A 21627-nucleotide genomic window follows, 5' to 3' on the forward strand; every position below is an offset into this window, starting at 1 on the left:
TTCGCGAGCTTTGCCGGCAGTTCCGGGGCTGTGGGCACGGACGCCAAAATGCTGCGACCTCGCCTTGCGCAAAGCGGCGATCCTAGCTAATGGAACGACGTTCGGAGCGTGGCGCAGCCCGGTTAGCGCACTAGTCTGGGAGACTAGGGGTCGGAGGTTCAAATCCTCTCGCTCCGACCAATAACCTCAAAGGCTTAGCGGGAAGTCTGAAATCGAGATTCTGGGCGAGTCGCCACCGGGTAGCCACCCGACGCCAAATAGCCGCCCGCTACTGCTCATTCTTTTTTCGGCCGCCCCTGTTAGGCGGGCCGCTCGACCGATAATTAGATAATATCGGAATGCAGCGCCACGCGCGGCAACTCCGGCGCGCTGACTGGATTGCCGGGGCGCTGATTACTTCTCCCCGCTCGGGAGTCTTTCGTGACCCTCCTCACATTGGATGAAGTGGCGGCCATCACCGGCCTGTCGCAGTCGACACTTGCCAAGAAGCGCATGGCTGGTACCGGCCCGGCCTTTTTTAAGCTCGGCAGGACCATCAAATACGCGGCACAAGACGTGGATGCGTGGCTGCTTTCGCGGCGGCGTACATCGACCTGGCAGCCAGCAAACGAGCTGTAACCGCCTGAGCGCACCGGCCTCGGCCGTGGCGAGATACCCGCCCAAATCCCTTTAGGGGAATCCCTCCTTTGAAAATCCTATCCGTCCGGCCCGGCCCTCCGGGATCGACGACGCTCGCCCGTTTCGACTTAGAGCTGAACGACCACCTTCGTCTCTACAACTTGGCTTTGCGGCAGCGCCCTGGCGACAGGTCTTGGACCGTTGCGCCCAACGCCTTCAGCGAGCGAACTGCCGCTTTTGGCGAGCAGTTCAACCGCGCGATTTCTGATCTTGCCCTTGCGAAACTCTTGGAGCTTCCGGCCGATGCCAGCACCAACGTCTGAGGCCCCTAGCCGAGGCGGCGAGTCGCTCACGCGCGCCTACTGGACCTATAAAATCGAGAACATGGCCGGGCCGGTGGCGCAGTTCCGCATGGCCCAGCTCGTTGATTACGACCTGCGTCTCACAGATCCAGCCCGCACCGTCTATCGGTTCATGATCGGCTGGTACATGCACGCTAAGCACGGCGATGCACTCGCCTCAGTGAGGCATATCGTCAAGACAATGCGCGGTCGCGCGCCGGACGGTGCTCGCCATCTGTCGCGCAGCGCAGTTCAGCGCGCCATTGTGCTGCTCATTGAATGCGGCTGGCTCGTTCGTACCTACACCGGAAAGGGCCGTGGCGGCAGCCGCTACGTGCCTGTGCTCAATGTTCTGGAATTGGCCGCGCAGGGTACTTTACCGCTTAGCGTCCCAGATCACCGGGACGCTACGGAGATTTCCCTAGCGTCCCACTCTACTGGGACAGTGGTGTCCCACTCTACCGGGACGCAAAGCGAAATAGCGTCCCAGATTACCGGGACAAAGACTCTCTTACTGGACCCGGCTACAGACGGGTCTACAGAAAGAGAGATTGACCCCGCCGCGCCTACGGCGCCGCCGCTTGCGGATGGCCTTGCGGCCACCGCTGCGGGCGGGACGGCGGTGGATGAGCGCACCGGAACCCCAGCCGATACCAGGCCAACCTTCGAAGCGCTCTGGCGCGCCTACGCCCACGCCAAGGGCAAGAAGGAAGCCAAAGCGGCATGGGATGCGCTCCCGGCCGAGGTAGACCGCCCCGCCGTCATCCAGGCCGCAGCGGCTTGGAAGGCGTCATGGGCTGCGCAAGGCAAGCCGAATGCGCCGCGATATACGCTGGCGCGGTGGTTGAAAGATGAGCGGTACGACGAGGACGCGCCACGCGGTTTCCAAAAGGCGGAGCGCAGCAAGGCGAAATCGAATGCTACCAAGCCAGCCAAGCCCCGCCAGCCAGCTCCGCCGATAACGGCCCGCGTTACCTCAAGCGCGCTCGTCGAGGTCGGCAGCGGCTCAGAGTTGCACTTTACCGCAACCGACGAGGCGGGCATTCAGCACCAGCACGTTATCACGCTGGAGCATCCAGACGCAGAAACGCAGTTCGCAGGTCAGAAGCAGCTCGCCAAGTTGGTACACGCGGCCGGCCTGGAGACAATCTCCGACTCCGGTGAGCTGCACGGCCGGACTATCGTCATCACCGGCGACGGCTTTGAAGCGCCAGCAACCCGGCCGGACGACGAGACGCCGCTGCCGGTGAAGCCCGAGCCGGAGCCGTTGCCCGCGCCGGAGTCCAAGCCGCTGACTGAAGCCGAGGAGGCAGCAATCAAAGCGCGCATTGAAGCCATTGCGCCGCGACGCGAGCCAACCGAATGGGAGCGGCGACGTGAAGCTGGCCGAAGGGAATGGGACGCGGCGCATCCGGAATTCTTCGAGGATGCACCGGTCGACGATTCACCATCACCAAAGCGCCGGATGACTGTTGATGAGGAGCAAGCCGAATACGATGCTTGGTTTGAGGCCCAGTTAGAGGATGGCGCCTGATCACCGAGACGTCTCTTGAGCCGCGCAGACGGCCAACAGCACTTCACGGAGCCAAAATGACACCAGCAAACGACAACGGCCCCATTCGGGCCGACGAATTCACCGACCTTGCCGCCCGCCGGACTGGTTGGCATCAGCCCCGGCTAGGGGGCCATTTCGATCTCCCCCACCGTGGGCCTTAACTTCCGGCCCCACAATCGGGCGCGTCATCCCGCAGATTTCGAGGTTATTTTTTCCCGGTGACACTTCTTGGAAACCTGCGGCGTCGCGTCCGCAAGTGCCCATACCGGTATGGTAACGAACCGACCGAGGGTTTGAAGCCACCCCTCCCAACACATTCGATCGGCGTGCAGAGGCCGGCGAAACGAAGAGCCAGCCCGAAACAGCACGCTGGTCGCCAGCTTGGACGCACCACGGGTGAGGGCGGGGCTTGGCGAGCACTTCGCGGTACTGGAGGCCAGCCTTGATAGCCGGACAGCCCGACGGATCGCTGCGGCGAACGGCGGGGGCGACGGCAAGGCCTGGGAGCGCAAAACTGTGCGCGCTCAGGACAATGCTTTGACCGTTGACTGCGATGGAGAAAAAGCTCGCGGCCTAGCAATGAAACCATGGTCTAGCCCCATTTGAGACTGGAACGCCGATCAACGTCTCCCCCGCTATAGCGGGGGGAGCGAGACGTGGCGAACGAGCGGCGACGCAATGTCTATGCTGCGCAGATCTTGGTCGACGGCAGTCCTGTGCGGTGCAAGGTCCGCCACCTCACAGATTCCTCTGCAATAGTCCAGATCGATAACGCGCCCTTCGTGCCCGCAGCCTTCGGCCTGCGCGTTCCAAGTGCTGGTTTGGATATTGATTGCTCGGTTGTATGGCGTGATGGGCGCCGTCTGGCCGTGAAGTTTCTGAACTGACGCCAATCTCTTTGTCGACGCGCTCCTACCCTGAACTCGGGCTGTATTGAGTTACAGGGATGCTGATCCAGACGTGACGTCAAACTGGTGCCGATTTGGGCGGACGTCGTCATTTCCGGCTTGGTGCCGGCTGCATGCGGACTTTTTGATTCGCGCCTCTAATGCAAATACCAACAATGTAGCCGCGCCGCAGGATTAAGGGCGGCCATGTGCCGTCGAAAGCGCTTGGACCGGGGAGGGGTGGGTCAGATCCTTCCAACCTTCGCCACTAACCACCGGCCGCCCCGGAAAATTCGCGCATCCACAATTCAGAATATGGGGTATCTTAGGTTGTGCTGCATATTAACGCGCGAGCTGCGCGCAAATGTGCCGAGATCAGCGCTCGGTATTCGAATAATAGTTCCTTCATGAGGCCGCTAGCAATCGATCCGATCGGCTCGGAGCGGTCTCCGATCGATCTCCGCGGAGGACATCGGCGCGTTGCTTGGCGGTGTCGCGAGGAGACGTTAGCGGCCGCTGGCGGCCCGATCCGCAGCCGCCTGAATCCGGATATTTTCGTAGAGACGGAGGACGCTCTCGTCGCCCATCAGAGCCGAGGGGAATGGGCCGCTGCGGATCGCGCCAACGTTCGTCCTCGAACTAATCTCGGAGCAGAACGTCGGGTTGCGGGTATCGAGCGGACTCGGGGGCTGGCTGCATGAGACACGTGGCCGCGGACGAGACTGCTGGCGACAGCGACGCAGATCCGCAAATTCCCCGAGGGACAAGGCGTAAGGCCGCCTCAGTTGGCGACCTCTATCATCATTGCCACCACGTCAGTGAATAGGTTTGCTCGGTGTGTTTGCGTCGCTGTTGTCGCTGGTCGAGAAGGTGATGCCTGAGCCCCGCCAATGTCGCGCACCGATATGCTCAAATTCGCAGCCAGCTATCCGGCGTTCGTCAAACTCGCACCAATCCGCCTTTGGTTGCGAGCTAATGAGCCACGCCTTACACGCCGTGTGACCGTGGACAAAGGCCAGAAGTCAGCTGATGACCGAAGGCCAGATGGAACTCAACCGTCTTAGTATTGTTTTACCTCAACCCTCCAGCAGTCGGCGGGCTGGATAGGACCCGAATGGAAAAATCAGACCGCTTCGATGCTGCACAATCCAGCGAGGGGCGTTATCGGCTACTTGTTGAGGCGATCACCGACTACGCGATCTATATGCTGGATCGCGACGGGCATGTCACCAGCTGGAACCCGGGGGCGAAGCGCTTTAAGGGCTTTGAGGCCGAGGAGATCATAGGACACCACTTCTCGACATTCTATACGGAGACCGAGCGGGAGCAGAAAGTGCCTGCGTTGGCGCTGGAGGAGGCGGAGCGAACCGGACGCTTCGAGCGAGAGGGTTGGCGGGTGCGCAAGGACGGCACGCAGTTCTGGGCCCATGTCATCATTGACGCGATCCGCTCGCCTAAGGGCGAGCTTGTAGGTTTCGCCAAGATCACTCGGGATCTGACCGAGCGAAGGGCTGCCGAGGCCAAATTACGCGAAAGCGAGCAGCAGTTCCGGCTAATGGTCCAAAGTGTGACGGACTACGCCATCTACATGCTGGACGTGGAAGGCAACGTGGCGAGTTGGAACGCTGGAGCCCAGCGCATCAAGGGGTACGCTCCCGAAGAGATCATCGGTCGCCACTTCTCCAATTTCTATACGGAAGAGGATCGCGCCGCGGGCCTCCCGCGAACAGGCCTGCAGACCGCATCCCGTGACGGACGGTGGGAGCATGAAGGTCAAAGGGTACGAAAGGACGGCACTCGCTTTTGGGCGCATGTCGTGATCGACGCGATTCGAGACGACGACGGGAAGCTCGTAGGATTCGCCAAAGTGACCCGGGACATTACAGAACGGCGTGAGGCGGAAGCCGCGCTCCAGGCGGCGCAAGGAACGATGATCCGATCCCAGAAGCTGGAAGCGATCGGCCAACTTACTGGCGGCGTTGCCCACGACTTCAACAACTTGCTGCAGGTCATCAGCGGAAATCTGCAACTGCTTAGGAAAGATATCGCTGGTAATGCCCGGGCCGAGATGCGGGTCCAAAACGCCCTCGGAGGTGTGGCCCGAGGTTCTAAACTTGCCTCTCAACTGCTTGCCTTTGCACGGCGACAGCCGCTGGAGCCAAGGGTAGTGAACGCGGGCCGTCTCATCAAGAACATGGATGAGATGCTTCGTCGCGCCCTCGGTGGGGAGATCGAAGTCGAGACGGTCGTCGCAGGTGGGCTGTGGAATAGCCTCATCGACCCGGATCAACTGGAAAATGCGGTCCTGAATCTTGCGATCAACGCCCGCGACGCGATGAACGGCGAAGGCCGGCTGACGATTGAAGCAAGTAATGCCTTCCTCGACGACGAATATGTCCGCCAGCATGACGAGTTGTCTGCGGGACAATACGTGATGATCGCGGTGACCGATACAGGCACCGGAATTCCGCCGGATATCCTGGAACGGGTCTATGAGCCATTCTTCACAACCAAGGCGGAGGACAAGGGTACGGGCCTGGGCCTCGCCATGGTTTACGGCTTTCTCAAGCAGTCCGGCGGACACGTGAAAATCTACAGCGAGGTAGGGGCCGGGACCACGGTGAAGCTGTACTTCCCGCGAGAGATGGCATCCGAAGATACTCTGGTGGGGGCTCCGACCGGCGAGGTTCAAGGCGGAGAGGAAACTGTCCTCGTGGTTGAGGATGACGATGAGGTTCGCGAGGTCGCGGTCTCGATGCTTACCGAGCTCGGCTACCGCGTGGTCAAGGCGCGAGATGCAGCGAGCGCACTCGTCGTTGTCGACAGCGGCATTCCAATAGACCTTATCTTCACCGACGTCATGATGCCTGGCAGCCTGCGTAGCCCGGACTTCGCAAGAAAAGCCAAGGAGCGTTTGCCAAACGTCGCCGTACTTTTCACATCCGGCTATACTCAGAACGCCATCGTGCACGGCGGGCGGCTCGATCCCGGGGTGGAACTCCTGGCCAAACCTTACACGCGCGAGGCGCTCGCGCGGAAAATCAGACACTTGCTGGCTAATCAAGCTCAAAGGCGCGTCGCTCAGGGATCGCAACACTCGGCCAACGAAAAGTCTTTCAAGGACGCGACCGTGTTGCTCGTCGAAGATGACGACCTCATCCGCCTGACGACAACAGAGATGCTAAACGATCTTGGATGCAACGTAAAAGAGGCCAGCACGGCTCAAGAGGCCTTGAAGATCCTGGATGAGCACCCCGTGGACATCTTACTTACTGATGTCGGACTCCTAGGAGTTTCCGGTCTAGAGCTCGCAAGGAATGTCTATGCGCGCCGGCCCGATCTTTGCCTAGTTCTCGCGACAGGTGACAGCGGATTGAAATCTGAAGCCGCGCGATTGGGCGCAATACTCGTCGTGAAGCCTTACACTCCGAAGTCTCTTCGTCAGGGTTTGGAACAGGCGATGAACAAGCGTCGCTGAATAGATAGGTCTCACTGGGTGAAGCAACTTAACCCCATGCGCTTTCAACATTGACCGCTATACGATATTCAAATCACGCTGATGCTGGCTGGGTAACGCCGAATGTGAGGTTAACGCTGCGCCGAATTACAGAAAGGCCGGCGCAACGTCCGATTTGGCACACAGCCGACCTTTTTGGGAAAGCCCGCGACGATTAGTTTTGACCCCAGGCGGACTACATCTCATCTGAAGACCAAGAACGTGGCACTGGTCAGCGCACTAACTGTGGCGTGAGATTTTGACGCAACTAGCGATGTAAGAATCACCAGTCCTTGAATGAAGGCTCAGCACATCCACCGCAAACCCAGAGAAATGTCCAATCGGCGGTGCGTCTCGCGCTCTCCGGAAGATATCGGCTCCACACGAATGCCTTGATCGGGCTGGCGGACTGCCAAACGACCTCGAAGGTACCCGTCGCCGCCGGCTTCGAGAGATGATGATTGGTATTCATCACCAGCTCAAAACCACTTGGCGCCCCTTACGCGTTGTCCGTACATGGCTTGCCGGACCGCCTCGACATCGACCGTGCCGGCTTGGCTGACCGCCCGAGCCCGCATCCTGAAACCGATGTAAGTCGCCTCCTTTTGATCGTTGGTGGTCGTGTCCCGTTGTTCGTTGAACTCCGTCCACATTCTGATGAACGCGTCGTTTCGACCGACTTGACAGACTGGAAGTATTCCGTGCCGCCAGGTGCCCGGCGAGTTTGCCGAGGTCGACACTGCGCAACTCATGTTCGCTGACGGAGAGGGCCATGAACTGGATCTGACGGGCATCTACCTGTTGCTTTATCAATACGGCGTACATATGAGCGTTGGAATCCCCAGCGACCGTCGATATCATTGCGGTCTTTGGTCCAGCTATGCCTAAAGCCTACCTCGCGCATTGGCTTCCCTGCGGCCGTTAGCGAATTACGGACATCGCGGGCTATGATTATACGCCCTAGCGCCACTCCGGCCCAAGTTCCTAAATCTTACGTTTGACTGGTCGACACGCCGATTGCTAACGAGCGGCTCTTTTCTCCGGGTCATCCCGGCGCTGCGCCATCTCTGTGTTTCGGTCGAGCTGCGCACGCTCGCTGCGGCGCAACCTTCCCGTCTTCATAACGCCATACAGAATTGTGCCACCCAAGATGAAGGCGCCAATAAACATCATCCAGAGCGCCGTCACGGAGGTATCGCCGAGTAGCATTCCGACGCCACTGTTTCCCATTTCGCTCTCGCTGTTTGTCTCAAGAACCAAACCCGCATCGGAGCGGAGGTTCCTGTGGAGCTCGCAGCAAGCCTTCCGACTCGAAATCCCATCTCTTTTTGCAGCCCCCAAAGGTACGTTGGCGATCGGCAAGCCGTTTTCGGTCGACCAGTTGAGGGCTAAATTGCGGATCGCGGCTCCTTTAGCGACCAAGCCAGCTTGTACGGTCTCGGCGCTTAGGCACAATTCATGAGGCCCGATGTTAGAAACGAATGGAGGACCACCCGACCGAACACACTGAGGGCGATGTGCTGGACAAACTCCGGCGCCACATCCGCATTTTGGTCGATATCGGTCGTCTTTCGGTTGAAGACCCCGGAGCAGAACGCTTCTTGGACCAAGCCGTGCTGCAAATTGCCCGCGCCGTGGAAATCCACCATGTTAAGGTGCTTCAATATCGTCCAGACACGTCCGATCTTCTGTTGATTGTGGGAGTCGGCTGGAAGGATGGTGCCGTCCGCACCGCCACGCTGTCGGCCGACCTCCGCTCGCCGCCTGGCCGCGCCTTCCAAACGGCCGAGCCTGTCAGCATCAGAGATTTCGCCGATCAGAACGAATTTGTTCGTTCCGAGTTCTTGGCGGAGCATGGCATTGTGGCTGTCAGCAACGTCCCGATCCTCATCGGCGGCGCCGCATGGGGCGTGCTGGAGGTGGACAGTACAAAGCCGAGAGACTTCTCCCAGGATACGACCGAGTTTCTGACCGCCGCCGCCGCGCTGATAGGTGCTGTGCTGCGTCGCGGTGCGCAACCGGACGAACATGCAAGCCTTATGGCTGCGGTCGCGGAAGCTAAAAAGGGGCAGATCTTGCTTCGAGAGATGCAACATCGGGTCAAGAACAATTTTCAACTCGTCCTGTCCTCGATTTCCATCCAGAAGCGCCGCTATCTTGATCCAGAATCACACCGCGCTCTGGACCACGTGGCCAGCCGCATCAACGCCATCTCGCTCGCACATGATCAGCTTGCCCCTCGCCAAGAGGGGCAGATCGTTAGACTTTCCCATTACATCCGGGCACTTTGCAGCGCGATCCGCAATCAGGTGGATGAGGTTGAAGTCGACGTCGAATGCGACGAGCTCGAATTGGCGATCGACCGGGCCCTCCCGGTTGGCCTCATTTTGAATGAGACTGCGATGAACAGCATCAAGCATGCGTTCGGTGCAGAGGGAGGCAGGATCAGCGTAAGTTTGGTGGGAGGCGTCGGCTACGGCGAGGCCCGATTGACAGTGACCGACAACGGTCGCGGCATTCAACATCCTAACGAAAACGGGTCGGGCCTTAAGCTGATTACCTCTCTGGCGAGACAAATTGGCGGTACCGTCGACCAGACCAGCAGCGACGCGGGTACAACAACAACGCTTACATTCCCTTTGATATCGTAAAGTGGGACCTGCTGAGGCAGGCACGGGATAGGCGGCGCCTCGGCTAGTCGGCCGAGGGTACACCTGCGGACCACAAGCCCACATCGTCGCTGAGGTGGGGTAGTCGGGTTGTGACCCGTCAGCGAAGTAGCGTCGCACCTCGTTGAGGTCCGCTCAGTGAGGCACGGCGGACTAGATTTGCTCAGGTTGAGTTCTTCGCATCTTGAACCGAAGCGGACCACAGTGCCGACGCGGGTGAAGCGGTAAAAGCAAGGCCCGGCCTGAAATCACAGGCCCCGTGCCTGCGTGTTTTCGCTGGGCAATGGACGTCTGTTACAACACCTCAGCACGAACCTGGGCGACGCCACGGTTGGTAAACCCCAAGCTACGCGCGGCGGCGAGCGAGAGGTCGATGACGCGACTGCGAATCCATGGTCCGCGATCAGTGATACGAACGACCACCGATTTGCTGCTCTTAGGGTCAGTAACGCGAACATGCGTGCCGAGCGGCAGATTGCGATGAGCTGCAGTTAGCGAATCCCGATCGAACGTTGTGCCGCTCGCTGCAGCTTTCATCGACGACGCCGCAATCGCGAGGTCGAAAAGCCCTGTGACGTCTGAAAAACCTTAAGTTTGCCAGGCATTCAGGTCCAATAATCCGCGATGCAGCTTGGTTCCCGATCTTGGAAGGTCAGTTCCGAAATTGGAACGTCCGGGTCTGGAGTTCGTTTAGCCGGGATAGGAGAAGCGCCATGATCCTCGAAAGCTTCGATCGCCGCACACTTGCGAGCATGGAAGCCGTTCTCGAACAGCTCTGCCAAGGCAGGCCGGACGGCGTCAATCATGAACTGAGATCTTTCATCGCGGACAGCCTTGTCCAGTGCGCAAGGAAGGGGCAGACAACGCTCGGCGCCTTGACCGAAGCAGGAGAAGCCGCGCTGGCACGCTGGGCAATCTCGGACAGGAAACAGGCTTGAGCCAAGCTAGCGGATCGCGCGGTCCTCAGCCTGGGACGCGGCGGCTTCCTTACCGGCGCGAGGTAGCCAGCGCCATAGGCCCAGCACGTTGATCAAGAGAAGCGCAGCGTTCTGGATGATGAGCGAGCTCTTCGGCTCAATTATCCCGTCGGCGATCCAGGCGATCGATGAGGCAATAAAGAGAGCGAACCCGCAGACGGTAATGCGCGCATTCCAGTTCGCCGCCACCATGGCGGCGGCGATAATGGTTATGGCGGCTGCCACCGTCCTCAATACTTCAAGGCTCATGCTTTGCTGCTCAAAAAGAGGGCCGCCTTCCGGGGCGGCCCTCTTACGTTTCATGTTGCTAACGGGTTAAGCGGCTTTCCGGTTCACGCTGCGCAGCGCCATCGTATTGAGCTTCTCGTCCGTCGCCTTCTCCTCATCGAGGTTCTGCTGCAGGACTGAGGCGCAGTCATCGCGGCCAAGCATCTTGGCCCATGCAATCAGGGTGCCGTACCTCGTGATTTCATAGTGCTCGACGGCCTGGGCCGCCGCGATCAGCGCCGCATCCAGCACCTGCTTGTCATCGATATCGCCCGCGACCTCGCTGGCTTCCTTGAGGATGCCATCGATCGCAGGGCAATCCACGCCCTTCGCCTGGGCGCCGTGCATTTCGAAAACCTTCTCAAGCCGGGTGATCTGGCCCTTGGTTTCGGAGAGATGCGTCTGAAAGCCGTTCTTGAGGCTGGGATCGCTCGCTTTCTCGATCATGTCCGGAAGGTTCTTCGCGATCTGCTGCTCGGCGTAATAGATATCTTGCAGCGTATGCACGAAGAGGTCGTTCAGCGTCTTTATGTCCTTGGTAAAAAAGCCCATGACGTCCTCCTGTTTTTCTGCTCTGCAAACAGCCGGTAAGGGAGAGCGTTCCTAATCTTACAGCGGGATGATTTCCTGGGCGCGAATGACGATCTCTTCCTGCGAAAGCTCGCGTTCCAGCCGCTCTGGCAGGGTGCGCCAGAACTCGGGAGCGAGCTTTGCCACGAGACTTCGATGACCGCGATATTGTCCCGCTCGGTCTCGTGGCCGCTGCGCCATAGGCCCTGGCCGGGCACCCGGACAAAGCTGGTGGCGCCGCCGAATTTGCCGGTCATTTCTTCCAGGAATTCCTCGAACCAGCTTTGCGAAACCGGCTCTCCGTCTCCTCGCTCTTTCGGCAGGAGAACCTGCACGAGGTAGGCTTTACTCATGATACGAGCTTGCCCTGGCGCTGCCCGGCCAGCTGCCGAGAAGCGTTTCGGTCGTGACGCACTCCACCTGCTGCCCGAAGCGGTTCAAGTAGATATTCATCATGGAGTCGTGCGTTTCGTCAGCCGAGCTGCACAGGGCGTCGGTGACAAGAATGACGCGGTAACCCCAGTCGACGGCGCCGAGCACGGTCGCCAGCACGCAGACATCGGTCTCGCCGCCGGTGATGATGATCGTATCGACATGAGCCGCGCGAAGCTGCTCGTGGAAATCGCTCCCTGTCCAGGGCGAGTAAACGTGCTTGTCGAAGATGCGTGCGGGCGGAACGAACTGCGCGAGATCCTGGACCAGACCGATCATCTCCGGGCCAAGCTCGTCGATGGTCATCGAACTCCAGCGCTCGTAGTAGTGGCGCCACATTCCCGCACCATGGCCGGGACTCTGCGCCGGAATGAAGCGGGTGAAGATGGTCCGCTCGGGATGGGCTGAGGTGATCGCGACGACGTTCGGCAGAACCCGCGGGAGCCACGGCATCGTCCAATCCGTGCCTTGCGCGAACATCCTCTGCATATCGACGCAGATAGGAACCGCGTTCCGCGGTGCGCCGTGGCGCAGCTGATTTCCCTTAGACATTGACCATCCCTTAAAAAGCAAGCTCCAACCCAGGTTGAGAGAACTTGGTTCCTCCGGCTTGCGACTACGCTACAACGCGGGAAGCCGTTTTTGATGTCCATCGGGCAGCATGACCCGCGCATGATCGCCGGCGGCTACCTGTCCGCCAGCCCGCACGACGCCCAGGACGCCGCATTTGAATGCTGGACCAGTTTTTGCCGACGACACGACTTGCTTTTTCAGCCCGGTCCTGAAGCGGTCGATTAGCACGCAGGGCGTCCGCAGGCCGGTCAGCTCAACGATAGCCGTAGGTCCGAGTTCGATGCGCGTCCCGAGCGGCAAGTTTTCCAGGTCCAGGCCCACCGTGGTGATGTTTTCGCCGAGTTGTCCGGGTCCTATGTCGTAACCTGCTTCCCGGACGGTCGCAAAGAGCTCGCTGGGGATGAGGTGCACTTGACGTAGGTTGGGCAGGCGAGGGTGGCGGCGAGCAAGATATCTGTGCCGTACAAACTCGCCGGCGTGGGCGTCGCCTTCGATCCCCACGCCATCTACGAGCAGAATGTGGTCTCGCAGCGGCTTGCTGAAACGGTGCCCGCGATCGGCAGCGACTGCGGCGACTATGCCTTCGACGGAAGCACGCGATACGACCTTACTCAAGATCGCGCCGCTCCCACGGTGTCCGCCATCTTGGCGCCTCTGACGCCGAGCGGCTTGGGTCGACCGGTGGTGGTGTCGCGGGCGGTCTGGTGCTCCATCTCGGCGTTAAGTTCTGCTCCGAGCAGGATCACGATGGCCGAAATCCAGAGCCAGGTCATGAAGCCGATGACCGCGCCCAAGGATCCGTAAGTCTGGTTGAAGCTGCCGAAACTCGCGGCGTAGAAGGAGAAAAGCCCGGACGCGGCGAGCCAGAGCAGCGTGGCGGCCGCACTGCCCCAAGTGATCCAGGTCCATCGCGGGGCCTTCCGGCTGGGTCCGAACCGGTAGATGCAGGAGATGGCGAGCGCGAGCGCCACGAAGAGTACCGGCCAGCGGCCGATCCGGATCAGGAGATCGGTGGCGTTCGATAGACCGACGTACTGCAGCACGACCGGAACGACGACGACTCCGCCGAGGGCAGCGAGGACGAAGACGATCGCACCAATCGTGAATCCTAGCGACATCGCGTTCAGCCTGAAGAAGCCGCGCTTTTCCTGCTCGCCGTAAACGATGTTCAAGGTGTCGAACAGCGACTTCATGGCGGCATTCGCGCTCCAGAGCGAGATCACCAGGCCGATCGCGAACGTGAATCCGAGGGTCCGGTCGCCTTTTGTCGCAACGCGCGTCAGTTGCTCACGCGCCACGTCGATGGCCCCGCCGGGTATGAAGCCGGCGACGTCGTCGAGGTGTTTGGCGATAACGTTGGGGTCGGCAAAAAGGCCGTAGATGGCGACGAGCGCCGCGATCGCGGGGAAGATCGCGAGCAGGCTGTAGTAGGTCATACCAGCGGCGAGGGCGAGGATGCGGTGGTCGCCGATGTTGCCGTAGACGCGCCAGAGGATGTCCTTCCACCCCCTGGCCGGGATCTCGGCCGGAGAGGTGGCTTGGCGTCCGTGGTCTCCGTTCTCGGTCGCAAGGCGCGAAGGCGAGGTGTCCCGCTCTGCCCCGCGATGTTCGGGGAGCGCGTCATCGCCCTCAGGCGGGCTGGCTTGGTCGGGTGGGATCATACGGTCCCACAGGAACGCGACGGCCATGAGGCCGAGCGCCGCTGCGAGACTCAAGCTGGTTCCATCCGTGCGTGCAGCTGTCTTTTCGATTTCGGCCATGAACGTTCTCCCGCACTTCCAATCATGGCCGGGAAAGAGCGTTCCTGTCCGGTGTCCGCGAGCGCCGCCTAGCTCAGGTTATTCGCGCGGCGGGAGGCCGAAGCTCTCCCTGGCCGTATAGGTCACCGCTTCGATCTTGTTACCGTCCGGATCACGCACGAACGCGCCGTAATAATTTGCGTTGTATTTCTCGCGGATGTCCGGGGCGCCTTCGTCGGTACCCCCTTGAGCCATCGCGGTCTGATGAAAGCGCCGCACGGTCTCCCGGTCGGGGGCCTGAAAGGCGACATGGACGCCGTTGCCCGGCGCCGCCGGGCGGCCGTCGACTGGAGCTACGATGCTGAACACGATGTCGGATGCACCGTAATGCAGTGACGTGGCGGAGATCTTGATCAGCCGAAAGCCGACCAGCGACATCAGCGGATCGTAAAACGCTCTCGCTCGCTGGATGTCGTTACTCCCAAGGGATACATGATGGATCATTGAGCCGGCCCTTTTTGAGTAGTTGTCGATCGCGAGCGTGTGGCGCGTAAGCTTCGGCTGCGATAGTCGTTAGAAGGTCAGCTCTCCGCGGGAAGGAGGGGCATTGTGAACGTAAATCGGGTCTCGTCCGTCGTCGAACTCACGGTTAGCGCGCCGCCATGGGCCTTGGCGATCTGTGAGGCGATGTAGAGGCCAAGCCCAAGGCCCTGACGGCTCGCATGGGCTTTGCCCCGAAAAAAGGGCTCGAACAGCTTCTCCATCGCCGCCTCGGGGATGGGCTGGCCGGCATTGGATACCCATAGTTCGAAGGACTCGCCTCGCGTCTCTCCGTGAACGAACACCGGTTTGCTCGAAGCTCCGTGTGTCAGTGCGTTTCCGACAAGGTTCGAGAGCAGCTGTCCCAAGCGCGAACGGTCGCAATTCACCGGGCGGTCGATTTTGAAATCGGCATGGATGACGCGGCCGGGCGAGGCCAGTCTCAGTTCGTCAACGACCCCTACGAGCACCGGCTCAAGCGGTTTCCCCTGGTCGCGATTCAGACCGATGCCGCCGCCCAGCCGGCCGCGGGCGAGATCGAGCACATCGTCGATCAGCCCCGCCATCCGCATGACCGTGGTCTGCATCATCGCGATGACCTGATGTTCTTTCTCGGTCTGGGCCGTTCTGTCGAGAATGCGGGCGCCGGCGCTGATGGATGCGCGCGGGTTGCGCAGATCGTGGCCGAGCACCGCGATGAACTGCTCGCGCAGCTCATGTGCTTCGTGCTCACGCTGCAGCCTCTCCTCTGCAATTTGGCCTGCGGCCTTCGCAAGTTCGCGCGTTCCGAGGAGCTCCTGTTCGTAGCGGCGGCGGTCGGTCGCTCTGATGAGCGCCAGGCTGATGGAGAGGGGTTTGTCTTGCGCGTCTCGCCGTTCCTTCGCGTTGGCGATCATCTGCAGCGGTTGCCCGTTGGCCTTGATCACGTCGATAGCAAACTCCTCGAACGAGCCTTGCATCCGCAGAAGCGGCGCGATGTGCGTCTCGTAGTAGATGCGCCCTGCCATCGTGGGGAAGTCGCTGAAGCGCTTTCCGACCATCTCGTCGGCGGTGTGGCCGCTCCAGCCACGGAAGGTCCCATTCACGTATTCGATCCGCCCGCCGGGCTTAGTGTCAACGTGGACTTCCGCGCACTGCGTTTCACGGAGCCTCCAATCCCCTTGACAACAACGGGTTGCGCCGCCGGTTCCATTTTTAAATTAGAACCAAGGACCGCTTGGGAGTTGTGGAATCCCGAATCCAAACCGAGCGGACAAATGGCCTTTGTCAACGTGAAACCGACAGATGCCGACGTGCGGATCGCGCGGGCGGTAGCGCGGCATACCAACCATCTTACGGAGACGGTCTCCCGCGGATTGACCTGGGGCGCCGACGAAAAGATCCTGCTGGCCTTGGCCGCGGCGGGTTGGGTGGTTACGCGCACGCGAAGGGAGTCGGTGCGTCGCGCCGGCGACCATGCCCTGCTTGTGGCGGCAACCGCGTCGGTTCTGCCGCATCTAATGAAGTCCGTCTTCGACCAAACCCGTCCGGACCGGAAGACCGTGCTGGGGCACCTCAACGGAGTTTCATTCTCCGGCAAACGCAAGGATGCCTTTCCGTCCGGGCACGCGCTGCATATGGGCGCGCTCGCCTCCGCTGCCGGCCCGTTGCCTGCGGGGCTGCGCCGCGCGATCCGCGCGCTGGCGGTCGGCCTCTGCGTCACGCGCATCGTCGTGCTGGCGCACTGGGCGAGTGACGTCGTCGCGGGCTTCGCGCTCGGTGCGGTTCTCGAGCGAATGCTTCGCCCGTTGACCGGCTATCCGGCCAAGGAGCCGAGATGAGCGAGTACGTCATCCGTTTCCTGATCGGAGGCGCCGTCGTGTCGGCGTTCTCATGCTGGGCGACGTGCTGAAGCCCAAGAGCTTCGCCGGTCTGTTCGGGGCGGCGCCATCCGTGGCGCTGGCGACCCTCGGCATAGCGATCTACCAGCACGGGGCCGGCTACGCCGGCTCGCAAAGCAAGGCCATGATGGCCGGCGCGGCCGCGCTCATGGTCTACAGCGTCTTCGTCTGCCAGCTTCTGATGCGCACTCGGATGCGGGCCTTGCCTGCGTCCCTACTGTGTCGATCGTCGTCTGGTTGACCGCGGCCTTCGGTCTCTGGGCGCTTTCGGGAGGACATGCGTGACGATCCCGATCAAGGTCTCGCTCTCGTCGCTGCACGAAGGCCGCTGGTACGAATACCTTGTCCGATTCGCGCTGGGCGGTGCTGCGACCGTGTTCACGGGCCTCGTCAGCAGCCGCTGCGGAGCTTCGGTCGGCGGGCTTTTCCTCGCGCTGCCGGCGATCTTCTGCGCGAGCGCGACCCTGATCGAGTCGCACGAAATCCGGCGCAAGAAGGAGGCGGGGCTCGAAGGAAGGCGACGAGGGCAAGAGGCCGCAGCGCTGGACGCCGCCGGTGCCGCACTGGGCGCGTTCGGCATGCTGGCGTTCGCCGCTGTGTTCTGGGTCCTTGTCGAATGGAGCGTTGCGGGCACTTTTATCGGCGCATCGCTGTCATGGCTGGCTGTCGCTGTGGCGGCCTGGTTCGTGCGGCGCCGATTCCGCCTCGTGCGCTCGGCTCGACGGAAAAGCGGCTCCGCGATGTCGCGGAGCCGCTGAGTGTGACAGAGGATTTCCGGTTACGCGGCGTCAGAGGCCTTGGCATTCACGCCCTTGCGGAGCGCCACCGTGTTGAGCTTGGTGTTCGCCGCTTTCTCCTCGTTGAGGTTCGTGGTCAGGAAGCGCACGATCTCGTCGTGGCCAAGTTCTTCGGCCCAGGCGATCAGCGTGCCGTAGCGGCACATTTCGTAGTGCTCGACGGCTTGGGCGTTGGCGACGATGGCGGCGTCCAACACGGCCTTGTCCTCGATCTCGCCGGCGGTCTCGTCGGCTTCCTTGATGATGCCGTCGATGGCCGGGCACTGCGCACCACTGGGTTCCTTGCCTAGCTTCTCGAAGACCTTCTGAAGCCGCTCGATCTGCTTGTTGGTCTCTTCGAGATGGTTCTTGAGGCCCGTGACCAAATCGCGGTTAGTGGCCTTGTCGATCATCTTCGGCAGCGCCTTCGTGATCTGTTGCTCGGCGTAGTAGATGTCCTGCAGACCGTGGACCAGCAGGTCGTCCATCGTTTTGATGTCCTTAGTGAAGAAGCCCATAATTCGATCTCTCCTCTCGCAATGATGGCAATGGAACGCGGGAGGTCTTCCGCTGTTCCACTAAGACGCCGATGAAGACAAGACCGGAAGCTTCGCCGTCCTGCTGGGACGGGCGGCCATAGACGTATGGGGCGACATGCCCGGGATATTCAGAAAGCCCTGTTCGAAACCGCGATGAAGGATAGGGAATCCAAGCGCGAAGAACTCGCGCACCTGCTGCACGATCGTCATCCCGCACGTTGCATCCGGTCAACCCTTCCCAGGAACACGCCGGCGCGCGGTAGATTTATGATGTCGCTGCGGATAGCGTACATGGGGGCGAAGATGGCTGGAAACACGATCACGACCACCGGTATCGCAGTTCCGGGTGATGCTCGCGGCAGCGTTTGGCGATCTGCCATCCGTCGATCTTCCCGGGTAACCTGATGTCGGTGATGAGCACCTCCGCGACCCGCCGCTTGCAACAGACAAGCGCCTCGTCGCCATCGGCTGGAACACGTAAAGGCCTCCTCGCGCAGCGCGTCGACAACGAATTCACGGATGAGAGGATCATCTTCCACGACGAGTACGCGCCGAGGTAATGGGCAGCCCGCACGCCGGCGCAATCAGTCAGACCTGCTTCGCTCTTCAGGCCGAAAAATCCACTCTCGCCAAACCGTCAATAGTACGGCCATGATGACTGGTCCTAGAAACAAACCGAGTAGGCCGAAGGCTGCCAGCCCCCCGAAAATTCCGACGAACGCAAAGAGGAAAGGGAGCCGCGCCGCGCCCCCGACCAGAGTTGGCCACACAAAGTGATCCCCTGTAAGCATCACGGTCGCGCCCCAGAAAAAGACGCCTGCGGCCGCGATCCCGCTGCCTCCGCCGGACAAAAGCGTCGCGGCGGCGGCCGTGAACACTGCCCAGGCACCGAATGGGAGCATCGCAAAAGCCGTGGTTATGATGGTAAACATCACGGCATTTGGTACGCCTGCAGCAAGGTATCCGACGCCGATCAACAAGCCTTCGCCGATAGCGACGATCACGGTACCGTTCACCGTCCCTCGGATCGAATCCACGATCTTCTGCACCACGCCCTCGCCGGGGTGCCCCAGGATACGATCGCACGTCTCGATGGTACGATTAGCGACCGAGCGGCCGTTGCTGAGCAGCACGAACAAGGTAAATAAAGAGAAGAAGAGCATGAACAGGCGACGCAACAGCTGACCGCCGAAAGTGTTGAATAGACCAGACGCATCATCCGCATTGATGGTTTTGAGCCAAGCAGTCGCGGCTTTCGGATCCGACAGATTATCGCGCCACCATTGCTGCACGATTTCTGCTACGACCGGCAGGCGAGCGATCCAGTCGGGCACTTCGATTCCGCTCTCCGTGGCCTTCTTCAGCCAGTTCGCGATGTCACCGCTTTGCTCGGCCACCTGGTAGATGGCAAGCGCCATGGGCGTAAACAGGATGAGCGCGACGATCGCCGTAAAGGCGACGGCTGCCAGCCTTGTTGGGCCCGAGGTGAGCCGTGCAGCGAACTTGATGTAGAGAGGCCACAAGGTCACGGCGAGAATGGTCGCCCAGATCAAAGGTGGCAGGAATCCCCCGGCTGTCCATAGGGAGAGCGCTACCACCGCTACGGCAAAGACCACCCGGGCGTTCATGCGCGCGCCCGAACCAAGTGGGAGCGGCTTTTGCTGCACCGGGTTGCGAGATGCGTCGCGATCCGATGCTGTCGATGTGCCGGGCTTCGCTATCCGCTTGCTAACCGTGTTCGGGCGACCCACTTGCTACCTCGCTTGGCGGTCCGGCGCTCTTCGATCCTACCGGGGTCGCTAATCTGATGCCGTGAAGTAGGCCCCGCTCGCCAGAAAACACCCGAAGTTTGATCGAGGTTCCATCCAACGTACGGGCCCTCTCATCGCTCTTACGGCAGTAAAAGACAACTGTTCACGCAACAGGCGGGCGCCGCTTTAACAAGGCGGGGCTGCCCACGTGGGCTGGCCCGTATGCCTGGCATCCAGGTAAGCCGATTACTTTCGGTTTCTATCGAGTTCCTGCGCCATGCCAAGGTGATGCTGCAGAGGAGGCAAGGTTTTGTTCGCCCCATCCTTGTTTCGGATCGGCACCGCCTTCAGCGTAACGTTGAAAAAGGGAGGCCTTGTGAGCGCTCACCTGCATCGGATCCTACTCGCCAGCACCATGGCCTCAACTCGGCGAGCCTTTGTCCAACCGCTTGACGCTTTGAGAGATGCGATCCGCCGGTTGATGCTTGATAAAGTCCGGTCACTCCTTTTCGTGGAATGGGCGTGCATCGGCTACGAGCTGAAGGCTGGACGCTCCGGCAAGTGTCAGCGCAAAATCTACGGATCGGGTGGGGCGCCGGAATAAGTCTAAAGTCACTTACGCCTGTCGGAGAAATCAATCCGTCCGCCGGGGCCGCTTCCTTTAGAGGTTTCCGAAAAGCGAAGCCTTGATCCGCGAGCGCCAGCCTAGACCACGTCAAAGTCTGTCTGCAACTTCCGCACTTCCTCAGCCAAAGCCGCTTCGGCGGATTCCTCCAGGCTTCTGCCGGATAGATACCGCCAAGTTGCCAACTGGGGCTGTAACCCTTTACGCGGATCAGCTTGAGGCCGGTTACGCCAGACCGCTTCTCGAGTTCGGCGGCGAGCTCATGTTGATACACGATTGCTTTCATCCGGCGGGTTCTCCAGGCGCATCACACTCGAGCGGCTAACAGTCCCGGCAGATGCTTCTGATCTTCTCGAGGGCGCGGTCGGTCGGGTCCCACAGATCCTTCTCGCCAATCGTACCGATTTGCTCCGCCGCCCGCGGGTATTGCCTATGCGATCCGGGCCGTTTTCCACTAGCGGAAATCGACTCCATCAAAAAAGGCCCCAACATGAGGATCAACACGATGCTCATTTGCAGTTTTTGCAGATCGACCCCACCATCCTGTCCGTGTTGCTGTTCTCTTGATCGATCTTGGCGTCGCTATCCTGCTGGTTGGTGGTCGCAGGCCTTCCGATCCCTCCGGCAGGCGCGGTCTGCGCAGCCGCGGCCGAAGAGCCCGAGGAAGCAGCGGTGCCGGCCGCATTGGTGCCGCGCGTCCGGGCTTCGCTTTCGGTGTCGATCCGTTGCCCCGGTTCGTGATTGACGCTGGGCTGCGCCGTTGCGGGGGCATTGCCGACGGTGGAGTTGCCGGGAGCGCCAACGGTTCCGGCGGGATTTGCTGGGCCAGACCCTGCAGTGCCAGCAGCGTTTGTAGCTGAAGGTGAGGATGTCCCTGTACCGCCCGCCCCGGACGAGGCTGCGCCGCCGGCTCCTCCGCCCGCGGACCCACCGCCACTGCCTCCACCACCGCCACCTTGCGCGAAAGCGGCGCAGGGAAGGATAATCGCCAAGGCCAAGGCACAACGAGAGAGCTTCATGTCGCGACACCTTTAACGACCAAGCGGGCTCTCGAGGTTTCGTTCCTAGAGTTATGCGTGCTAGGCGTCGAGGACGCCGAATTGCCGCCGGTAAGCATCGATCGCCCGGTTCGAGAGCAGCAACCTGCTACGTTCACCGTTCCGGACCATTTGCTCGATCTTATGGGAGAGAAATTGGCTGGCTTCGGCAGCGTCGCCGAGGTCGCCCGAGCGCTCGATGAATTCCCAAGCGATCTGGACGGAATGTTCAACAAGATGAGAAAGTGGGGTGTCGGCCATAGTGAGCCGAACGCTTGCTCCTTCCCAGGGTTCCTAGGCCACCTCGAAGGACGCAATGCGTGGTCGAGGTAGATGCATCCCATTTGCCATCGGC

Annotated in this window: 22 protein-coding genes, 1 tRNA gene and 4 pseudogenes; 12 read left to right on the top strand and 15 right to left on the bottom strand. The window is 60.8% G+C overall.

What is annotated here, in order from left to right; translation table 11 throughout:
• Positions 1 to 102: 102 nt before the first annotated feature.
• The 6 genes from AB7531_RS19385 (at position 103) to AB7531_RS19410 (ending at position 6879) form a co-directional block, all read left to right on the top strand.
• Positions 103 to 180: transfer RNA gene (locus AB7531_RS19385), tRNA-Pro, on the top strand.
• 240 nt (positions 181 to 420) lie between these two features.
• Positions 421 to 618 carry a helix-turn-helix transcriptional regulator gene (locus tag AB7531_RS19390; protein ID WP_063982866.1) on the top strand — a complete coding sequence of 66 codons (198 nt, stop codon included), beginning with the start codon at positions 421 to 423 and terminating at the stop codon, positions 616 to 618.
• A 68-nt stretch (positions 619 to 686) separates the two neighbouring features.
• The gene (locus tag AB7531_RS19395) at positions 687 to 941 is read left to right on the top strand and encodes a hypothetical protein (RefSeq protein WP_063982867.1); all 255 of its coding nucleotides are present in this window, start codon (positions 687 to 689) and stop codon (positions 939 to 941) included.
• The gene (locus tag AB7531_RS19400) at positions 922 to 2493 is read left to right on the top strand and encodes a hypothetical protein (protein ID WP_063982868.1); all 1572 of its coding nucleotides are present in this window, start codon (positions 922 to 924) and stop codon (positions 2491 to 2493) included. The genes AB7531_RS19395 and AB7531_RS19400 overlap by 20 nt, the downstream gene beginning before the upstream one ends.
• Positions 2494 to 3170: 677 nt before the next feature.
• Complete coding sequence (locus tag AB7531_RS19405; protein WP_187387678.1) at positions 3171 to 3401, top strand: hypothetical protein; 231 nt, start codon at positions 3171 to 3173, stop codon at positions 3399 to 3401.
• A 1114-nt stretch (positions 3402 to 4515) separates the two neighbouring features.
• The gene (locus AB7531_RS19410) at positions 4516 to 6879 is read left to right on the top strand and encodes a PAS domain S-box protein (RefSeq protein ID WP_441280035.1); all 2364 of its coding nucleotides are present in this window, start codon (positions 4516 to 4518) and stop codon (positions 6877 to 6879) included.
• A 497-nt stretch (positions 6880 to 7376) separates the two neighbouring features.
• On the opposite strand, the gene AB7531_RS19415 is transcribed toward AB7531_RS19410, so the two are convergent.
• The 3 genes and pseudogenes from AB7531_RS19415 to AB7531_RS19425 form a co-directional block, all read right to left on the bottom strand.
• Complete coding sequence (locus AB7531_RS19415) at positions 7377 to 7691, bottom strand: transporter substrate-binding protein (protein ID WP_084795103.1); 315 nt, start codon at positions 7689 to 7691, stop codon at positions 7377 to 7379.
• Positions 7633 to 7758: pseudogene (locus AB7531_RS19420) on the bottom strand (transporter substrate-binding protein); the annotation flags it as partial. The gene AB7531_RS19415 and the pseudogene AB7531_RS19420, both read right to left, overlap by 59 nt.
• Positions 7759 to 7917: 159 nt before the next feature.
• On the bottom strand, positions 7918 to 8319 hold the full coding sequence (locus AB7531_RS19425; protein ID WP_231142114.1) for a hypothetical protein: 402 nt from the start codon (positions 8317 to 8319) through the stop codon (positions 7918 to 7920).
• Between the two features lie 95 nt (positions 8320 to 8414).
• Between AB7531_RS19425 and AB7531_RS19430 the strand changes: the two genes are divergently transcribed.
• Positions 8415 to 9548, top strand: a complete 1134-nt coding sequence (locus AB7531_RS19430) for a sensor histidine kinase (protein ID WP_245328413.1) — start codon at positions 8415 to 8417, stop codon at positions 9546 to 9548.
• Positions 9549 to 9860: 312 nt separating this feature from the next.
• Here the strand turns inward: AB7531_RS19430 and AB7531_RS19435 are convergent, their stop codons facing one another.
• Positions 9861 to 10103: a septal ring lytic transglycosylase RlpA family protein gene (locus AB7531_RS19435; RefSeq protein ID WP_084795104.1), complete on the bottom strand. Its 243-nt coding sequence runs from the start codon at positions 10101 to 10103 to the stop codon at positions 9861 to 9863.
• 176 nt (positions 10104 to 10279) lie between these two features.
• Here AB7531_RS19435 and AB7531_RS19440 point away from each other — a divergent pair, with 176 nt between their 5' ends.
• Positions 10280 to 10504 carry a hypothetical protein gene (locus AB7531_RS19440; protein WP_063982871.1) on the top strand — a complete coding sequence of 75 codons (225 nt, stop codon included), beginning with the start codon at positions 10280 to 10282 and terminating at the stop codon, positions 10502 to 10504.
• A gap of 6 nt (positions 10505 to 10510) precedes the next feature.
• On the opposite strand, the gene AB7531_RS19445 is transcribed toward AB7531_RS19440, so the two are convergent.
• From AB7531_RS19445 to AB7531_RS19480, 8 genes and pseudogenes are all read right to left on the bottom strand, one after another.
• A complete protein-coding gene (locus tag AB7531_RS19445) occupies positions 10511 to 10846 on the bottom strand; it encodes a hypothetical protein (protein WP_063982872.1) in 336 nt (111 codons plus the stop codon).
• Between the two features lie 12 nt (positions 10847 to 10858).
• Positions 10859 to 11362: a YciE/YciF ferroxidase family protein gene (locus AB7531_RS19450; protein WP_038936050.1), complete on the bottom strand. Its 504-nt coding sequence runs from the start codon at positions 11360 to 11362 to the stop codon at positions 10859 to 10861.
• 363 nt (positions 11363 to 11725) lie between these two features.
• On the bottom strand, positions 11726 to 12364 hold the full coding sequence (locus AB7531_RS19455; RefSeq protein ID WP_354102915.1) for an isochorismatase family cysteine hydrolase: 639 nt from the start codon (positions 12362 to 12364) through the stop codon (positions 11726 to 11728).
• Positions 12365 to 12433: 69 nt separating this feature from the next.
• The gene (locus AB7531_RS19460; protein ID WP_063982874.1) at positions 12434 to 13000 is read right to left on the bottom strand and encodes an MOSC domain-containing protein; all 567 of its coding nucleotides are present in this window, start codon (positions 12998 to 13000) and stop codon (positions 12434 to 12436) included.
• Positions 12997 to 14145 carry a YihY/virulence factor BrkB family protein gene (locus AB7531_RS19465; protein WP_063982875.1) on the bottom strand — a complete coding sequence of 383 codons (1149 nt, stop codon included), beginning with the start codon at positions 14143 to 14145 and terminating at the stop codon, positions 12997 to 12999. Before AB7531_RS19465 ends, AB7531_RS19460 begins: the two co-directional genes overlap by 4 nt.
• A 78-nt stretch (positions 14146 to 14223) precedes the next feature.
• Complete coding sequence (locus AB7531_RS19470) at positions 14224 to 14628, bottom strand: VOC family protein (protein WP_063982876.1); 405 nt, start codon at positions 14626 to 14628, stop codon at positions 14224 to 14226.
• 77 nt (positions 14629 to 14705) lie between these two features.
• Positions 14706 to 15209, bottom strand: coding sequence for a sensor histidine kinase (locus AB7531_RS19475; protein ID WP_354133443.1), 504 nt, complete (start codon positions 15207 to 15209; stop codon positions 14706 to 14708).
• Positions 15198 to 15764 (bottom strand): annotated as a pseudogene (locus AB7531_RS19480) (histidine kinase dimerization/phospho-acceptor domain-containing protein); the annotation flags it as partial. The pseudogene AB7531_RS19480 and the gene AB7531_RS19475, both read right to left, overlap by 12 nt.
• A gap of 156 nt (positions 15765 to 15920) precedes the next feature.
• On the opposite strand from AB7531_RS19480, the gene AB7531_RS19485 reads away from it, so the two are divergent.
• The 3 genes and pseudogenes from AB7531_RS19485 to AB7531_RS19495 all read left to right on the top strand — a co-directional run bounded on the left by AB7531_RS19485 (position 15921) and on the right by AB7531_RS19495 (position 17302).
• Positions 15921 to 16484 carry a phosphatase PAP2 family protein gene (locus tag AB7531_RS19485; RefSeq protein ID WP_063982877.1) on the top strand — a complete coding sequence of 188 codons (564 nt, stop codon included), beginning with the start codon at positions 15921 to 15923 and terminating at the stop codon, positions 16482 to 16484.
• Positions 16481 to 16829: pseudogene (locus AB7531_RS19490) on the top strand (DUF3147 family protein). The gene AB7531_RS19485 and the pseudogene AB7531_RS19490 overlap by 4 nt, the downstream one beginning before the upstream one ends.
• Before the next feature lie 2 nt (positions 16830 to 16831).
• Positions 16832 to 17302 (top strand): hypothetical protein, encoded by a 471-nt coding sequence (locus AB7531_RS19495; protein WP_038937345.1) that lies wholly within the window; start codon positions 16832 to 16834, stop codon positions 17300 to 17302.
• Positions 17303 to 17322: 20 nt separating this feature from the next.
• Here the strand turns inward: AB7531_RS19495 and AB7531_RS19500 are convergent, their stop codons facing one another.
• Positions 17323 to 17838, bottom strand: a complete 516-nt coding sequence (locus tag AB7531_RS19500) for a YciE/YciF ferroxidase family protein (RefSeq protein ID WP_063982878.1) — start codon at positions 17836 to 17838, stop codon at positions 17323 to 17325.
• A 100-nt stretch (positions 17839 to 17938) separates the two neighbouring features.
• Between AB7531_RS19500 and AB7531_RS19505 the strand changes: the two are divergent.
• Positions 17939 to 18122 (top strand): annotated as a pseudogene (locus tag AB7531_RS19505) (hypothetical protein).
• A 321-nt stretch (positions 18123 to 18443) separates the two neighbouring features.
• Here the strand turns inward: AB7531_RS19505 and AB7531_RS19510 are convergent.
• Together AB7531_RS19510 and AB7531_RS19515 are read right to left on the bottom strand one after the other, a co-directional pair.
• Positions 18444 to 19610, bottom strand: a complete 1167-nt coding sequence (locus tag AB7531_RS19510; RefSeq protein WP_231142110.1) for an AI-2E family transporter — start codon at positions 19608 to 19610, stop codon at positions 18444 to 18446.
• Between the two features lie 1704 nt (positions 19611 to 21314).
• The gene (locus tag AB7531_RS19515) at positions 21315 to 21533 is read right to left on the bottom strand and encodes a hypothetical protein (protein ID WP_063982883.1); all 219 of its coding nucleotides are present in this window, start codon (positions 21531 to 21533) and stop codon (positions 21315 to 21317) included.
• Between the last annotated feature and the right edge of the window lie 94 nt (positions 21534 to 21627).

Source organism: Bradyrhizobium sp. 63_E2_N1_3, from assembly GCF_052076005.1.
GTDB lineage: Bacteria > Pseudomonadota > Alphaproteobacteria > Rhizobiales > Xanthobacteraceae > Bradyrhizobium > Bradyrhizobium barranii.

What these genes read in the sequence shown, in the direction of transcription:
- AB7531_RS19515 (WP_063982883.1), bottom strand. Translation starts at nt 21,533, where the DNA reads ATGGCCGACACCCCACTTTCTCATCTTGTTGAACATTCCGTCCAGATC.
- AB7531_RS19455 (WP_354102915.1), bottom strand. Translation starts at nt 12,364, where the DNA reads ATGTCTAAGGGAAATCAGCTGCGCCACGGCGCACCGCGGAACGCGGTT.
- AB7531_RS19465 (WP_063982875.1), bottom strand. Translation starts at nt 14,145, where the DNA reads ATGGCCGAAATCGAAAAGACAGCTGCACGCACGGATGGAACCAGCTTG.
- AB7531_RS19485 (WP_063982877.1), top strand. Translation starts at nt 15,921, where the DNA reads ATGGCCTTTGTCAACGTGAAACCGACAGATGCCGACGTGCGGATCGCG.
- AB7531_RS19500 (WP_063982878.1), bottom strand. Translation starts at nt 17,838, where the DNA reads ATGGGCTTCTTCACTAAGGACATCAAAACGATGGACGACCTGCTGGTC.
- AB7531_RS19445 (WP_063982872.1), bottom strand. Translation starts at nt 10,846, where the DNA reads ATGAAACGTAAGAGGGCCGCCCCGGAAGGCGGCCCTCTTTTTGAGCAG.
- AB7531_RS19435 (WP_084795104.1), bottom strand. Translation starts at nt 10,103, where the DNA reads ATGAAAGCTGCAGCGAGCGGCACAACGTTCGATCGGGATTCGCTAACT.
- AB7531_RS19440 (WP_063982871.1), top strand. Translation starts at nt 10,280, where the DNA reads ATGATCCTCGAAAGCTTCGATCGCCGCACACTTGCGAGCATGGAAGCC.
- AB7531_RS19415 (WP_084795103.1), bottom strand. Translation starts at nt 7,691, where the DNA reads ATGCCCGTCAGATCCAGTTCATGGCCCTCTCCGTCAGCGAACATGAGT.
- AB7531_RS19450 (WP_038936050.1), bottom strand. Translation starts at nt 11,362, where the DNA reads ATGGGCTTTTTTACCAAGGACATAAAGACGCTGAACGACCTCTTCGTG.
- AB7531_RS19410 (WP_441280035.1), top strand. Translation starts at nt 4,516, where the DNA reads ATGGAAAAATCAGACCGCTTCGATGCTGCACAATCCAGCGAGGGGCGT.
- AB7531_RS19400 (WP_063982868.1), top strand. Translation starts at nt 922, where the DNA reads ATGCCAGCACCAACGTCTGAGGCCCCTAGCCGAGGCGGCGAGTCGCTC.
- AB7531_RS19470 (WP_063982876.1), bottom strand. Translation starts at nt 14,628, where the DNA reads ATGATCCATCATGTATCCCTTGGGAGTAACGACATCCAGCGAGCGAGA.